This is a genomic window from Luteimonas sp. J29 (assembly GCF_000472505.1).
GTDB lineage: Bacteria > Pseudomonadota > Gammaproteobacteria > Xanthomonadales > Xanthomonadaceae > Luteimonas.
On record NZ_KI421429.1, the window covers coordinates 24,808 to 38,738 of the forward strand.

Annotated in this window: 9 protein-coding genes; 5 read left to right on the plus strand and 4 right to left on the minus strand. The window is 72.2% G+C overall.

Translation table 11 applies throughout. From position 1 onward, the window contains the following. Nucleotides 1-211 precede the first annotated feature (211 nt). Nucleotides 212-2,305, plus strand: a complete 2,094-nt coding sequence (locus LUTJ29_RS0114510; protein WP_027073135.1) for a phosphoglycerol transferase I — start codon at nucleotides 212-214, stop codon at nucleotides 2,303-2,305. Nucleotides 2,306-2,327: 22 nt separating this feature from the next. On the opposite strand, the gene LUTJ29_RS0114515 is transcribed toward LUTJ29_RS0114510, so the two are convergent. From LUTJ29_RS0114515 to LUTJ29_RS0114525, 3 genes are all read right to left on the minus strand, one after another. Further along, nucleotides 2,328-2,666 (minus strand): zinc ribbon domain-containing protein, encoded by a 339-nt coding sequence (locus tag LUTJ29_RS0114515; protein WP_027073136.1) that lies wholly within the window; start codon nucleotides 2,664-2,666, stop codon nucleotides 2,328-2,330. Nucleotides 2,667-2,772: 106 nt separating this feature from the next. After that, complete coding sequence (locus LUTJ29_RS0114520; RefSeq protein ID WP_027073137.1) at nucleotides 2,773-3,465, minus strand: hypothetical protein; 693 nt, start codon at nucleotides 3,463-3,465, stop codon at nucleotides 2,773-2,775. A gap of 55 nt (nucleotides 3,466-3,520) precedes the next feature. Next, on the minus strand, nucleotides 3,521-5,374 hold the full coding sequence (locus LUTJ29_RS0114525; protein ID WP_027073138.1) for an ABC-F family ATP-binding cassette domain-containing protein: 1,854 nt from the start codon (nucleotides 5,372-5,374) through the stop codon (nucleotides 3,521-3,523). Between the two features lie 150 nt (nucleotides 5,375-5,524). On the opposite strand from LUTJ29_RS0114525, the gene LUTJ29_RS0114530 reads away from it, so the two are divergent. The 3 genes from LUTJ29_RS0114530 (at nucleotide 5,525) to LUTJ29_RS0114540 (ending at nucleotide 10,536) form a co-directional block, all read left to right on the plus strand. After that, nucleotides 5,525-7,924, plus strand: a complete 2,400-nt coding sequence (locus LUTJ29_RS0114530) for a TonB-dependent receptor (RefSeq protein WP_027073139.1) — start codon at nucleotides 5,525-5,527, stop codon at nucleotides 7,922-7,924. A gap of 138 nt (nucleotides 7,925-8,062) precedes the next feature. Beyond that, nucleotides 8,063-9,802, plus strand: a complete 1,740-nt coding sequence (ybaL, locus tag LUTJ29_RS17730) for a YbaL family putative K(+) efflux transporter (protein WP_051323063.1) — start codon at nucleotides 8,063-8,065, stop codon at nucleotides 9,800-9,802. 11 nt (nucleotides 9,803-9,813) lie between these two features. Then, a complete protein-coding gene (locus LUTJ29_RS0114540) occupies nucleotides 9,814-10,536 on the plus strand; it encodes an NAD-dependent deacylase (protein WP_051323064.1) in 723 nt (240 codons plus the stop codon). A gap of 3 nt (nucleotides 10,537-10,539) precedes the next feature. Here LUTJ29_RS0114540 and LUTJ29_RS0114545 read toward each other — a convergent pair whose 3' ends face one another. Then, nucleotides 10,540-11,835, minus strand: a complete 1,296-nt coding sequence (locus LUTJ29_RS0114545) for an O-acetylhomoserine aminocarboxypropyltransferase/cysteine synthase family protein (RefSeq protein ID WP_027073140.1) — start codon at nucleotides 11,833-11,835, stop codon at nucleotides 10,540-10,542. Between the two features lie 715 nt (nucleotides 11,836-12,550). On the opposite strand from LUTJ29_RS0114545, the gene LUTJ29_RS0114550 reads away from it, so the two are divergent. Next, nucleotides 12,551-13,870: a hypothetical protein gene (locus tag LUTJ29_RS0114550; protein ID WP_156911583.1), complete on the plus strand. Its 1,320-nt coding sequence runs from the start codon at nucleotides 12,551-12,553 to the stop codon at nucleotides 13,868-13,870. Nucleotides 13,871-13,931: the final 61 nt, after the last annotated feature.

Below are 13,931 nucleotides of genomic sequence, written 5' to 3' on the forward strand. Positions count from 1 at the left end.
GCAGGAACTCCAGGAAGGCGGTCGGCCGCCAGCGGCGGCCGGAAAACCCGCGATTCTAGTCGGTCGGCGGCCTCCGCGCCCGCGACGGGAGGCCCGTGCCAACGGTGCGGCGGCCGGGGCCTCGACGCCGTGTTCAGCAACATGACAGCACCGTGGCAATACGGTCGAAACCCCGCGCCGCCCGGCCCGCCTCCTCCGAGACCCGCGCCGCATGCCCCTCATCCTCCTGATTTCGCTGCTGTTGCTCGGCTGCCTCGTGGTGGCCGCCGACCGCCTGGCCTGGGTCCGCGCGGGCCTGCTGAGCCTGCTGCTGCTGGCCCTGAGCGCCTGGTGGCTGGTCGACCAGCTCAGCGGCGACGGCATCAACGCCGCCACTCTCTACCACCTGCAGACCGGGCTGGAAGGCGCCGGCGTGGCCGGGTTCAGCGGCGTGCTGTGGCGCTTCGCCGGCCTGGTGCTGCTCTCGCTGCTGCCGCTGCCGCTCGCGGCCATGCGCCGTCGCCTGCCGCGGCTGCGGGGCCCGCGCGCCGGAGCCGGGGTCAGCGCGGCCTTCGCCGGGGTGCTGGCGGTCGCGGTCGTGGCCAGCCCGCTGTACCGGGACGCGCTGCGCCTGCAGCGCCAGATGGCGCCCGTCGACGGGCGCGGCGTGGCCACCGAATACCGGCCGCCGACCGGCGCGATCGCCCGGCCGAAGAACATCGTCTGGATCTACGGCGAGAGCCTGGAACGCACCTACCTCGACCAGGAGGCGTTTCCCGGCCTGATGCCGGGAATCTCGAGCCTGGTCCGCCAGGGCCTCGACTTCCGCGACATCGCCTCGCCCCAGGGCACCGGCTGGACCATCGCCGGCATCGTCGCCTCGATGTGCGGGGTGCCGCTGACCGCCGCGCGCGGCGACGAGAACAGCCTCGGCCGGATGCGCGAATTCCTGCCCGGCGCGCGCTGTCTGCCCGAGTACCTGGCCGACCAGGGCTACCGCAACGTGTTCCTGGGCGGCGCCGACTCCAACTTCGCGGCCAAGGGACAGTTCCTGCGCCAGCACGGTTTCCACGAGGTGCGCGACCGCAGCCACTACCTCGAGGCGGGCATCGATCCCCGCCACTTCTCCAACTGGGGCCTGCACGACGACGTGCTGCTCGACGACGCGTTCGACACCTTCATGGAACTCTCGGCGTCCGGGCAGCCGTTCCTGCTCAGCACGCTGACCATGGACACCCACCACCCCGCGGGGCACCTGCCCGTGGCGTGCCAGGACCTGCGCGGCACCGGCGAGGTCGGGCTGGTGGACGCGCTCGCCTGCAGCGACCGCCTGGTCTCGCGCCTGGTCGAGCGCATCCGGACCAGCCCGTACGCGGCCGACACGGTGATCGTGCTCGCCTCCGACCACCTGGCGATGCCGAACGACCTGACCCACGTGCTGCGCGACATGCGGCGCGAGAACCTGCTGCTGTTCCTGGTCCCGGGGATGCCGGCGCGGGAGCTCTCGGTGCCCGGCTCGACGCTCGACACCGGCGCCACCCTGCTCTCGCTGCTGGATCCGGCGCACGACGCGCTCGGCTTCGGCCGGTCGCTGCTGGCGCCGGCGGCCGACGGCGCGACCCGCGCGGCGCTGGCCGGCGACGAGGCATTCGCGCCCTACCTCGCCTTCGCGCGCAGCCTGTGGACGGGGGGAGACGTGCGCACCCTGCGGATCGAGGACGGGCAGCTGCGCATCGGCCTGCAGCACGTCACCCCGCCGGTGATGGTCGAATACGACCCGGACTGGGGCCTGCAGGCGATCACGATGGAGGACGCGCCGCGCCAGTTCGGCATCGACGACCCGGCCAACGTGCGCGCCTACGTCGACCGCTGCACCGCGTTCGACGACGACACCCTGCGCGGCGAGTGGTGCGCGCTGCTGGTCGACGCCGACAACAACATGAAGCTGTTCGCCGGCGAGGACCTGCGCGAAGGCGTGCGCGTGGATGCGCCGCTGGAGGCGGCGACCGGCCCGCGGCCGCGGCCCCGGCGCGCGATCTGGCTGGGCGCCGAGTCCTCGCTGGTCGCGGGCGAATACCTGCTGCGGCTGCGCCCGCGCGAGTGGCCGAGCCACCCGTTCTGGCTCGAGGCGGTGGCCTCCGACGGCCGCGTGGTGGCGCGCGAGTGGATCCAGCCCGGCAACGGCAAGCCGAGCACGATCCGGCTGCGGATCGGCCTGGACGAACGCATCGACGACCTGGAGATCCGGGCCTGGCTCGACTGGGCCGAGTACATGGAGCTGTCGAGCCTGGCGATGGTGCGCACCGGCTCGGGATCGCGCAGCTGAGGCCGCCGCGCGCGGGACGGGCTCAGGCCGAGGCCGGGGCCGGAGCGGCGGGCTTGGACTCGGACTTGGACTCGGACTTGGGTGCGGAGGATCCGGCGGGCTTGGATTCGGGCTTCGACGCCGGATCGGCCTTGCCTGCGCCGTCGCCGGAATCGGCGAGGTTGCGCTTGCGGTCGCCGTCCTTCTTGAAGTCGGTCTCGTACCAGCCCGAACCGGCCAGGCGGAACGCCGGCGCGGTCACCTCGCGCCGCACCGCCGCGGCGCCGCAGGCCGGGCAGGCCTCGGGATCGGGGTCTGACAGCTTCTGCAGGCGATCGAAGGCGTGGTCGCACTGGTCGCAGCGGAAGGCGTAGATGGGCATGGCAGGTCCATGAAAGGGAAAAACAGTCCGCCGCGAGTCTGGGGGCCGCGACCGGGATTTCAAGCCCCGCGGCGCCGGGAAGCGGCGGCCGCGGACCGATGCGGGCTCATTCGGCGTCGCTGCTGCCCCACGGCGGCGGCGGCGGATCGACCGGACTGGACAGGTCGAACTCGATCTTGAACTCGCGCCCGCCCGGCCGGGTGAGCTCGTAGAGGAAGCGCCGGCCCGGTTCCACCTCCATCGCCCAGGTGTTCTCGACCGAGGCCTGCAGCCCCTCGCGCTCGAACAGGGCTACGGACGCGGCGTCGACCGGGAACTCCTGGCGCTGCGCGGTGCCGGGCGCGACGCTCTCGCCGCCGTACATGGTCACCGCGTCCGGGCTGCCGTCCTCGTGGCGGTGGTCGTGCTTCAGGCGCAGGCCCGGGCCGACGCGGGTCAGCACCCAGGTGCGCGAGCGGTCGTCACCGACGTGGAACGGGATCCGCAGCTCGCGCGCAGGGTCGTCGCAGCCGCGCACGTGCATGACCAGGCGCTCGCCCTCGAACGCGTCCGGCGCGGCCGGCGTCGGCGCGTTGGCCACCACCCGGCCTTCGAAGGCCTGCCCGCAGTGCGAGGCCAGCGCGGCCATGAAGGCGTCGGCCGGCACCTCGGGGGCGGAGAAATCTTCCGCGGCGGCGTCGGCAAGGGCGGCGGGATCGCCCTTGCGCGGGCCACCGTCGGACTCGACTTCGACCTGGAAACAGCCGGCCAGGGCGAGCGCCAGGCCGCCGGCGGCGAGGGAACGGAGGGTCGCGTGCATGGCCGCACCGTAACGGCGGCCCCCGGCACCTGCAAGCCCGGCGCCTGGCGCGCGCTCAGCCATACAGCGCCAGCAGTGCGTTCTCGGCCGCTTCCAGGTCGGCGCGCAGCCGGGCCTGGCGCTGGCCGAGCGCGGCGGCCCGGTCCGGATCCGACCAGGTCGCCGGATCGGCCAGCGCGGCCTCCACTTCCGCCAGCGCCTGCTCGAGCTGGGCGACCTTCGCTTCGGCCTTGCCGACGCGGTGGGGGTTGGGCTTGTGCGCGGGCTTCGCCGGCGCAGGCGGCGCCACGGGCTCCGGCTCGCGCGCGGCCGCGGGTGCGCGCGCCTGTTCGCTTGCCGGGCGCGAACGCAGCCAGGCGGCGTATTCGTCGAGGTCGCCGTCGAACGGCTTGACCACGCCGTCGGACACGCGCCAGAAGGTGTCGCTGACCAGGCCGATCAGGTGACGGTCGTGCGAGACCAGCACGATCGCGCCGTCGAAGTCCGAAAGCGCCTCGGCCAGCGCCTCACGCATGTCGAGGTCGAGGTGGTTGGTCGGCTCGTCGAGGAGCAGCACGTTGGGCTGCTGCCAGGCGATCAGCGCCAGCGCCAGGCGCGCGCGCTCGCCGCCGGAGAAGCCGTCGATGCTCTCGAACGCGCGGTCTCCGGGGAAATACCACTTGCCGAGGAAGTCGCGGAACGCCTGGGTCGGCGCGTCCGGCGAGAGTTCGCGCAGGTGGTCGATCGGCGAGGTGCCTTCCTTCAGCGACTCCACCGTGTGCTGGGCGAAGTAGCCGATGCGCAGGTCCGGGTGCGCGTAGCGCTCGCCGGCCAGCAGCGGCAGCTCGCCGACCAGCGACTTGACCAGGGTCGACTTGCCGGCGCCGTTGGGGCCGAGCAGGCCAATCCGGTCGCCGGCCTCGAGGCCGAAGCCGACGTTCTCCAGGATCCTCGCGTCCTCGCCGTAGCCGCAGGTGCCGTCGTTGATCCGCAGCAGCGCGTGCGGCAGCTTCGCCGGCGCGGGGAACTCGATCCGGAACTGGCGCTCGGCGCGCACCGCCTCGGTGCCGGCGAGCTTGGCCAGCCGCTTCATCCGGCTCTGCGCCTGGCGCGCCTTGCTGGCCTTGGCCTTGAACCGGTCGATGAACTTCTGCAGGTGGGCGCGCTCGGCCTGCTCCTTCTCGTAGGCGATCTGCTGCTGGCGCAGGTGCTCGGCGCGCTGGCGCTCGAACGCGGTGTAGTCGCCCACGTACAGCTTCGCCCTGCCGTCGTGCAGGTGCAGGGTGTGGGTGGAGACGCCGTCGAGGAACTCGCGATCGTGGCTGATCAGCAGCAGGGTGCCGGTGTAGCGCAGCAGCCACTGCTCCAGCCACAGCACCGCGTCGAGGTCGAGGTGGTTGGTGGGCTCGTCGAGCAGCAGCAGGTCGCTGGGCATCATCAGCGCGCGCGCCAGGTTCAGGCGCACGCGCCAGCCGCCGGAGAACTCGCCGACCGCGCGACGGTGGACCTCGGCCGGGAAGCCGAGCCCGTGCAGCAGCCGGCCGGCGCGCGCCTCGGCGTCGTAGCCGCCGATCTCGGCCAGCTTCTGGTGCGCGGCGGCCACCGCTTCCCAGTCCTCGCGCGCGGTGGCCTCGGCCTCAGCGCGCAGCACCGCGGCCACCTCGTCGTCGCCGCCGAGCACGAAGTCGATCGCCGGTTCAGGCAGCGCCGGCGTCTCCTGGGCCACGCTGGCGATGCGCAGCCGGTTGGGCACGTCGATGTCGCCGCGATCGGCCTCCACCTCGCCGCGGATCGCGGCGAACAGGCTCGACTTGCCGGTGCCGTTGCGCCCGACCACGCCCACCCGCCAGCCGGCGTGCAGGGCCAGGTCGACGTCGGACAGCAGCAGGCGCTCGCCCCGGCGCAGGGCGAAATTGCGGAAGGCGATCATGGGGCGCGGATTCTACCGGAGCGGGGCGCGGCCGGCCGGACTTATGAATTGCCGGCATGAGGCCGTGACGACATGCACTTTGGCCGCCCGGGACCCGGTTGCTACGGTGGCCGGCGCAATCTCGACATCCCCTACCGCAGGAGTTCCCCCATGAGCCGGCATCCCCTTGCCCTCGCCCTCCTCGCCGCGCTGGCCACCGCCCCCGCCCTGGCCCAGGAGGCGCCCCAGGCCACGGCCGACCGCGCCAGCACGCTCGACACCATCATCGTCACCGGCACCCGCGTGGCCGACCGCACCGTGGCCGAGTCGCAGTCGCCGATCGACATCATCAGCAGCGAGGCGCTCCAGGCCACCGGCACCACGGAGCTGGCGACGGCGCTGTCGCGCGCCCTGCCCTCGCTGAACTTCCCGCGCCCGGCGCTGGTCGACGGCACCTCGGCGATCCGCCCGGCGCAGCTGCGCGGCCTCGCCCCCGACCAGGTGCTGGTGCTGGTCAACGGCAAGCGCCGCCATACCTCGTCGCTGCTCAACCTCAACGGCACCATCGGCCGCGGCTCGGCCCCGGTCGACCTCAACACCATCCCGGTCTCGGCGATCGACCGCGTGGAGGTGCTGCGCGACGGCGCCTCGGCGCAGTACGGCTCGGACGCGATCGCCGGCGTGGTCAACGTCGTGCTCAAGGGTGCGCGCCAGGGCGGCAGCCTGCAGGCCCAGTACGGCGGCTACTCCGCTGGCGACGGCAAGCAGTCGCAGCTCTCCGGCGACGCCGGCCTGGCGCTCGGCGACGACCGTGGCTTCCTGCACCTGTCGGCCCAGCTCGGCCAGCAGGACCACACCAACCGCGCGCGTCCGTTCGCCGGCACCCCCGGCCCGACCCAGCCCGAGCCCGGGCAGAAGGCGTTCGTGATCGGCGAGCCCGAGGTCGACGCCGGCGCGGTCGCCTTCAACCTCGACTATGCCCTGGGCGAGCACGTCTCGGCCTACGCCTTCGGCAGCGCCAGCAACCGCGACATCACCTCGTTCGCGTTCTTCCGCGCCCCGGGCAACCCGACCCAGAACATCCCCTCGATCTACCCCGACGGCTTCCTGCCGGAGATCAACAACATCTCCAAGGACCGCGCGATCGTCGCCGGCCTGAAGGGTTTCACCGAGGGCGGCTGGAACTGGGACCTGAGCTACAACTACGGCTACAACCACCTCGAGTTCTACACCCGCAACACCCTCAACGCGACGCTCGGCCCGGACTCGCCGACCGAGTTCTACGACGGCGCGCTCGAGACCACCCAGAACATCCTCAACCTCGATGTCAGCCGCCAGTTCGACTGGGGCCTGGCCTACCCGGCCACGCTCTCGTTCGGGCTCGAGGCCAGGAACGAGAAGTGGAACCAGTCGCCGGGCGAGTACGGCTCCTACGCCGACGCCGGCCTGGGCGTGCCGGGCGCGCCGCCCGGGGCGCAGGGCTTCGGCGGCTTCGCGCCGGAGGTCTCGGGCGCCTACGACCGCGACAGCTATGCCGCCTACGTGGGGCTGGAGGCCGACTTTACCGAGAAGTTCTCCGCCGGCGTCGCCGCCCGCTACGAGGACTTCGACGACTTCGGCAGCCAGGCCTCCGGCAAGCTCTCGGCCCGCTACGCGTTCACCGACGCGGTCGCCCTGCGCGGCACGGTGTCCTCGGGCTTCCGCGCGCCGTCGCTGGCCCAGCAGTACTTCCAGACCGTGAGCACGGTGTTCCTGCCGGGCATCCCGACCCCGTTCGAGATCCGCACCTTCCCGGCCAGCAGCGCGGTGGCCCAGGCCTTCGGCGCCGAGCCGCTGCAGCCGGAGGAATCGCTGTCCTACAGCCTGGGCCTGGTGCTGCAGCCGGCCGACGGGCTGTACGTGACGGTCGACGCCTACCAGATCGACGTCGACGACCGCATCGCGCTCTCGTCCAACCTCACCGGCGAAGGGGTGCGCGCGCTGCTCGAGTCGCGCGGGATCTACGGCGTCAACGGCGGGCGCTACTTCACCAACGCCATCGACACCCGCACCCGCGGGGTGGACGTGGTCGGCACCTGGCGCGTGCCGCTGCAGGCCAGCACCCTGGACCTGACCGCCGGCTACAACCACACCAGGACCGAGATCACCCGCATCGCCCCGAACCCGGAGGAGCTGGAGGAAAGCGGGCTGAACCTTGAGCGCATCGACCGGGTCGAGATCGGCCGCATCGAGCAGGGCTTCCCGCGCAACAAGCTGCTGCTGGGCAGCGTCTGGAACGCGAGCCAATGGACGCTGTCGGCCACCGCCACCCGCTACGGCAGCGTGCGCACCACGCCCAACAATCCGGAGCTGGACCAGGAGTACGGCGCCAAGTGGCTGCTGGACGTCTCGGCCAGCTACCGCCCGGACGAGCGCTGGACGCTGACCCTGGGCGCGGACAACGTGCTCGACGAGTACCCGGACGAGAACAGCTTCGGCAACTCGACCAACGGCCAGTTCCCGTACAGCAACCTCTCGCCGTTCGGCTTCGGCGGCGCGTTCGTGTACGGCAAGGTGGGGTACCGCTGGTAACCGCGCCACGGCCGCATCCCCCGGAGGCCCGGCCATGCCGGGCCTCCGCATTTGCGGCGGCCGGAAACACGGCCGAGTTTGCCCGCGACCGGCCCGTTCGGCGACACTGCGTCCCCGGAAGCGACGATTCGATGCTCGATGCACCATGACACCAGCCTGATCAGCATCGTCGCGGTTGGCCTTGCCATTGCCTTCGTGCTCGGCGCGCTGGCCAACCGGCTGCGCATGTCCCCGCTGGTGGGCTACCTGGCGGCGGGGATCATCGTCGGGCCGTTCACGCCCGGCTTCGTGGCCGACCAGGAGCTGGCCAACCAGCTGGCCGAGATCGGCGTGATGCTGCTGATGTTCGGCGTCGGCCTGCACTTCTCGCTCAAGGACCTGATGGAGGTCAAGGCGATCGCGATCCCCGGCGCGGTCGCGCAGATCGCCGTGGCCACGTTCCTGGGCTGGGCCATGTCGGCGGCTCTGGGCTGGCCGACGCTGCACGGCGTGGTGTTCGGCTTCTCGCTGGCCACCGCCAGCACCGTGGTGCTGCTGCGGGCGATGGAGGAACGGCGCCTGCTCGATACCACCCGCGGGCGGATCGCGGTGGGCTGGCTGATCGTCGAGGACCTGGCCTGCGTGATCGCCCTGGTGATGATGCCGGTGATGGCCGACATCTTCGTCGGCACCGAGGGCACGGCGCCGCCGACCCTGCGGATGGTCGCCACCACGGTGCTGTGGACCCTGCTCAAGGTCGCCGCGTTCGTGGCGGTGATGCTGGTGGTGGGCCGCCGCGCCATCCCGGCCCTGCTCGAGCGCATCGCGGGCACCGGCTCGCGCGAGCTGTTCACCCTGTCGGTGCTGGCGATCGCGCTGGGCATCGCGTTCGGCTCGGCGCTGCTGTTCGGCGTGTCGTTCGCGCTGGGCGCGTTCTTCGCCGGCATGCTGCTCAACGAGTCCGAGCTCAGCCACAAGGCGGCCAACGACTCGCTGCCGCTGCGCGACGCGTTCGCGGTGCTGTTCTTCGTCTCGGTCGGGATGCTGTTCGACCCCTCGATCCTGGTGCAGCGTCCGCTGGAGGTGCTGGCCACCGCGTCGATCATCCTGTTCGGCAAGTCTGCGGCGGCGTACTTCATCGTCCGCGCCTTCGGCCATCCCAACCAGACCGCGCTCACGATCTCGTGCAGCCTGGCCCAGATCGGCGAGTTCGCGTTCATCATCGCCGGGCTCGGAGTGTCGCTGGGGATGATGTCGGGCGAGGAGCAGTCGCTGGTGCTGGCCGGCGCGCTGATCTCGATCATGCTCAACCCGATGATCTTCCGCATGCTCGACCGCCGGCTGGCCAGGCAGAAGGCGGCCGCGGAAGCGGCGGCGGCGGCCGCGCCGCACGAGGACCCGGCCGAACGCCCGGTGCTCGCGGTCAACGACCACACCATCGTGGTCGGCTACGGCCGGGTCGGCCGCCAGCTGGCGCTGCTGCTGCGCGACCGCGGCGTCCCGGTCGTGGTGGTGGAGGAAGAAGCCGACCTGACCCAGCGCGCGCGCGAGGAAGGGCTGCTGGTGGTGCGCGGCAACGTCGCCTCCGAGCCGGTGATGCTCGAGGCCGTGCCCGAACGCGCGCGCCTGGCCGTGTTCGCGATCCCGCGTGCGCTCGAGGCCGGCGAGACCATCGAGCGGATGAAGGCGATCAACCCGGCGCTGACCGTGCTGGCGCGCGCCCACAGCGAGGCCGAGGTGCGGCACCTGCTCCAGCACGGCGCCGACGGCGCGGTGCTGGCCGAGCGCGAGCTGGCTTTCTCGCTGGCCGAGATGGTGATGTCCACCCCGCCCTACCGCCCGGCGCGCAAGGCCAGCGACGACGACGCGCCGAGCGACCCCGCGCCCGCCGCGGCCTGAAGCCGCGCGGCATGCACACGGTCTTCCTCACCGGCGCGGGGATGTCCGCCGAGAGCGGCGTCCCGACCTTCCGCGACGCGCTCACCGGCCTGTGGGCGCGGTTCGACGCCGAGCGCCTGGCGACGCCGGTGGCCTTCCGCCGGGATCCCGCGCTGTGCTGGGGCTGGTACCGGTGGCGCGCCGCGCTGGTCCGCCGTGCCGCGCCCAACGCCGGCCACCTCGCGATCGCGGCCCACGCCGATGCCGGGCACGCGGTCGCCGTCGTCACCCAGAACGTCGACGACCTGCACGAGCGCGCCGGCTCGCGCGACGTGGTCCACCTGCACGGCAGCCTGTTCGCGTCGCGCTGCCTTGACTGCGGCCACGTGGAGTCGCCCGATCCGATCCTCGAGCGCCTCGATGCCGTACCGGCCGATGGCACCCGCGAGGCGCCCCCGCCGTGCCCGCGCTGCGGCGGCGCGTTCCGCCCCGGCGTGGTCTGGTTCGGCGAGGCGCTGCCGGAAGACGCCTGGCAGCGGGCCTGCGAGCTCGTGTCCCGCTGCGCGCTGCTGGTGGTGGTCGGCACCTCGGGCCTGGTCCACCCGGCCGCCTCGCTTCCGCGGCTGGCGCGCGAATGCGGCGCACGGGTGGTGGAGATCAACCCGGTGGACAGCGCCGTGAGCGCGCTCGCCCACGAATGGATCCGGATGCCGGCCGCGACCGGCATCCCCACCCTGCTCGCGCGACTGGACTGAGGCTCAGGCCCGGTCCAGCGCCTGGTCGAGGTCGGCGACCAGGTCGTCGATGTGCTCGATGCCCACGCACAGGCGCACGGTGTCCTCGCTGACGCCGGCCTTCTCCAGTTCCTCCGGCGAGAGCTGGCGATGCGTGGTCGAGGCCGGATGCGTGGCCAGCGAACGCGTGTCGCCGATGTTCACCAGGCGGGTGAACAGCTGCAGCGCGTCGAGGAAGCGCGCGCCCGCCTCGCGCCCGCCGGGCAGGCCGAAGGTGAGCAGGCCCGACGCCCCACCGTCGCGGAAGTACTTCCTGGCCAGCGCGTGGTCGGGGTGGTCTTCCAGGCCCGCGTAGCTGACCCAGGCCACCTTCGGGTGTTGCTTCAGGTGGCGCGCCACCGCCAGCGTGTTGGCGTTGATGCGGTCCATGCGCAGGGCGAGCGTCTCGATGCCCTGCAGGATCAGGAACGCGTTGAACGGCGACAGCGCCGCGCCGGTGTTGCGCAGCGGCACCACGCGGGCACGGCCGATGAACGCGGCCGGCCCGAGCGCCTCGGTATAGACCACGCCGTGGTAGCTCACGTCCGGCTCGTTCAGGCGCGGGAAGCGCTTGGCGTGCTCGGCCCACGGGAAGCGGCCGGAATCGACGATCGCGCCGCCGATGCTGTTGCCGTGGCCGCCGAGGTACTTGGTCAGCGAGTGCACCACGATGTCGGCGCCGAAGTCGATCGGCCGCAGCAGGTAGGGGGTGGGCACCGTATTGTCGACGATCAGCGGCACCCCGCGCGCGTGCGCGACCCTGGCCACCGCCTCGATGTCGGTGATGTTGCCAAGCGGGTTGCCGATCGACTCGACGAACACCGCCTTGGTGCGCTCGTCGATCAGGGCGTCGAACGAGGCCGGGTCGCGATGGTCGGCGAAGCGGACCTGGATCCCGAACTGCGGCAGGGTGTGCGCGAACAGGTTGTAGGTGCCACCGTAGAGCGCCGACGAGGACACGATGTTGTCGCCGGCCTCGGAGATGGTCTGGATGGCGTAGGTGATCGCGGCCTGGCCCGAGGCCAGCGCCAGCGCCCCGACGCCGCCCTCCAGCGCCGCGAGCCGCTGCTCGAGCACGTCGGTGGTCGGGTTCATGATCCGGGTGTAGATGTTGCCCGGGACCTTGAGGTCGAACAGGTCGGCGCCGTGCTGGGTGTTGTCGAAGGCGTAGGCGACCGTCTGGTAGATCGGCACCGCCACCGCGCGGGTGGTCGGGTCGGGTCGGTAACCGCCGTGGACGGCGATGGTCTCGGGCTTCCAGTTCTGCTGTTCGTCGGACATGCGCGGCTCGTGCGGGTCGTGGTGCGAAGACCACGAAGATAGCCGCTGGCGCGACGTCGCGGACGCATGGTTTCAGCGCCAACAGATTCCCGGTCGGCATGAGCACATGTCGCAGGATGCGGATCCCCGGTCCATCGCGCGCGCCGGATGTGCGGACCGGTGCGCCGCACGACGCTGCGGACGAGGCATCGTCACAAGGCTTGGCGGCGGTCGCGGGATGGCGTCGCCGATGTGCCAGGCGCCGTTCCCGGACTGCATTGCCCCCACCCCAACCATCCCCCGCACGCGGGGAAGGGAGTGACGCGTGGCGGGGAAAGGCCTGGACGATTCCTGCGCCGCGTTCGGCCCCTCCCCCCCGCCTGCGGGGGGAGGCTGGGACGGGGGCAACGCCCGGATCGCATCGCTGACCGGCTGCCCCCACCCCAACCGTCCCCCGCACGCTGCACACCGGGGGCATGGCCCCACGCCAGCTCCCCGTGCTGGCACCGCGCCCCGCGGCTTGCGTATGCTGCCGGGGTCCTGGACGGGCCGGGGATGGCCGGTCCCGGATCCCGCGCCGTCGACATCCTGGCCCACCGGGCCGGACGGGTCGCCACGGCAGGGACGCGATTCCACACCTGGGGCGTCTGCATTGGGGGATGCGGGCGACCGGCGTCGACGGGCGAGTTGCAGGCCTGTCGCCGGGCCTCGAACGCACGCCCCCGGGGAGAACTCGATGCATCCACCAAGAGCCGCTACTTCGCGTCGCGCCGCGGCGCGCTTCCTGCTGGTCCTGCTGTGCGCGGCCTCCGCGCCGGCGCTGTGCAATCCGGTGCCCGAGCACACGCGGCGCGCCGCCGTCTGGGCCATCGCCGACGACGGCGCGCCCGGCAGCCGCAACCCCGTCGAGCTGGTCGGCATCCACGACCTGGTACCGCCCAATCCCTTCGAGAAGCAGGCGCCCTACGCCCTGACCTACGACACCGAGGCCGCGCGCAACGGCGTGCCGCCCCACCAGCGCGTGGTCGGCCACGTGCGCTACAAGTGCTACGAGCAGGTCAAGCGCGTCGACCTGGTGCAGTACGAAACGGCGGACGGCAGCGTCGTCCATGTCGAATCGAAGCCTGGCGCCTGGGAGCCGGTGGGATCGCACGAGGCCCTGCTCCGGATCGCCTGCGACTGGCAGACCGGCAACGGCGGCGTGGCGGGCGAGCCGCTGGCGGATCTCGAAGCCCGCTTCCTGCAGGCGCGCGGGGCGAGCGGCCCGCCTCCCGCCATCATCGGCCCCGGGCAGGCCGGCGCACGCCAGCCGCGGTCGGGGGACGGGCACGACGACTTCGGTCCGCGCGGTCTGTATCCGGCCGAGGACGCCTGGGAACGCAATTGGTTCCTCGTCCAGCACGCGATGGACGTCGCCACGATCGGACTGGAGGACGCCGACAGCGGGAAAGGCGGCTTCCGCGGGTACACGGTGTTCATGGTCCTGGACAAGCCGGGCGAGCACGGCGGGTGGTATCTGGAAAGCAGGCTCCTCGCCGATTGCAACACGCGCCGGATGCGCCTGAGCGACGGGGTCGTGATGAAGGATTTCCGGACGCCGGATCCCGACTGGAAGTTTGAAGAAGTCCCGGAGCGGGAGATACCGAATGAGATGCTCGCCGCGCTGTGCCCCACAGGGGCGCGGTCCGGGTCGGACCTGTACCCCAAGCAGAACCTCATCTCGGCCGTGGTGAAGGCGCGACGCGATCACGGCCTGCGTGTCCCGCAGGATCCCAGGGCGGTGGAGTTCTGCGCCATGTACGCGGGGGACGAGCCCGGGCGCGTGATGCATGTCGCCCTGAGCGGAGCCCTGCCGATCGGCGCCTCCGCGCCGGACGAGGCCATCGGTCGCTGGCTCGGCGCGAGAGCGGGCGTGCAGCAGGTCGAGGGCGAGTGCATTCCCACCGCGCTCGACACGGTCGGTCGCGAGCGCGCGCACTACCTCACCATGCTCCTGGAGTCCGCGCGCAGCGAGGGCAAGCGGGTCATCGTCCACACGCAGGACTGGAAGCCCTGACGGGAGCCAGCGGCATAGCCGCGTGGTCCCGGATGCGCTTCGCTTATCCGGGCTACGGGCC

Bases quoted from the DNA above. Each gene is read 5' to 3' on its own strand.
- LUTJ29_RS0114540 (WP_051323064.1), top strand. From the start codon at position 9,814: ATGCACACGGTCTTCCTCACCGGCGCGGGGATGTCCGCCGAGAGCGGC.
- LUTJ29_RS0114520 (WP_027073137.1), bottom strand. From the start codon at position 3,465: ATGCACGCGACCCTCCGTTCCCTCGCCGCCGGCGGCCTGGCGCTCGCC.
- LUTJ29_RS0114525 (WP_027073138.1), bottom strand. From the start codon at position 5,374: ATGATCGCCTTCCGCAATTTCGCCCTGCGCCGGGGCGAGCGCCTGCTG.
- LUTJ29_RS0114530 (WP_027073139.1), top strand. From the start codon at position 5,525: ATGAGCCGGCATCCCCTTGCCCTCGCCCTCCTCGCCGCGCTGGCCACC.
- LUTJ29_RS0114515 (WP_027073136.1), bottom strand. From the start codon at position 2,666: ATGCCCATCTACGCCTTCCGCTGCGACCAGTGCGACCACGCCTTCGAT.
- ybaL (WP_051323063.1), top strand. From the start codon at position 8,063: ATGCACCATGACACCAGCCTGATCAGCATCGTCGCGGTTGGCCTTGCC.
- LUTJ29_RS0114545 (WP_027073140.1), bottom strand. From the start codon at position 11,835: ATGTCCGACGAACAGCAGAACTGGAAGCCCGAGACCATCGCCGTCCAC.
- LUTJ29_RS0114550 (WP_156911583.1), top strand. From the start codon at position 12,551: ATGCATCCACCAAGAGCCGCTACTTCGCGTCGCGCCGCGGCGCGCTTC.
- LUTJ29_RS0114510 (WP_027073135.1), top strand. From the start codon at position 212: ATGCCCCTCATCCTCCTGATTTCGCTGCTGTTGCTCGGCTGCCTCGTG.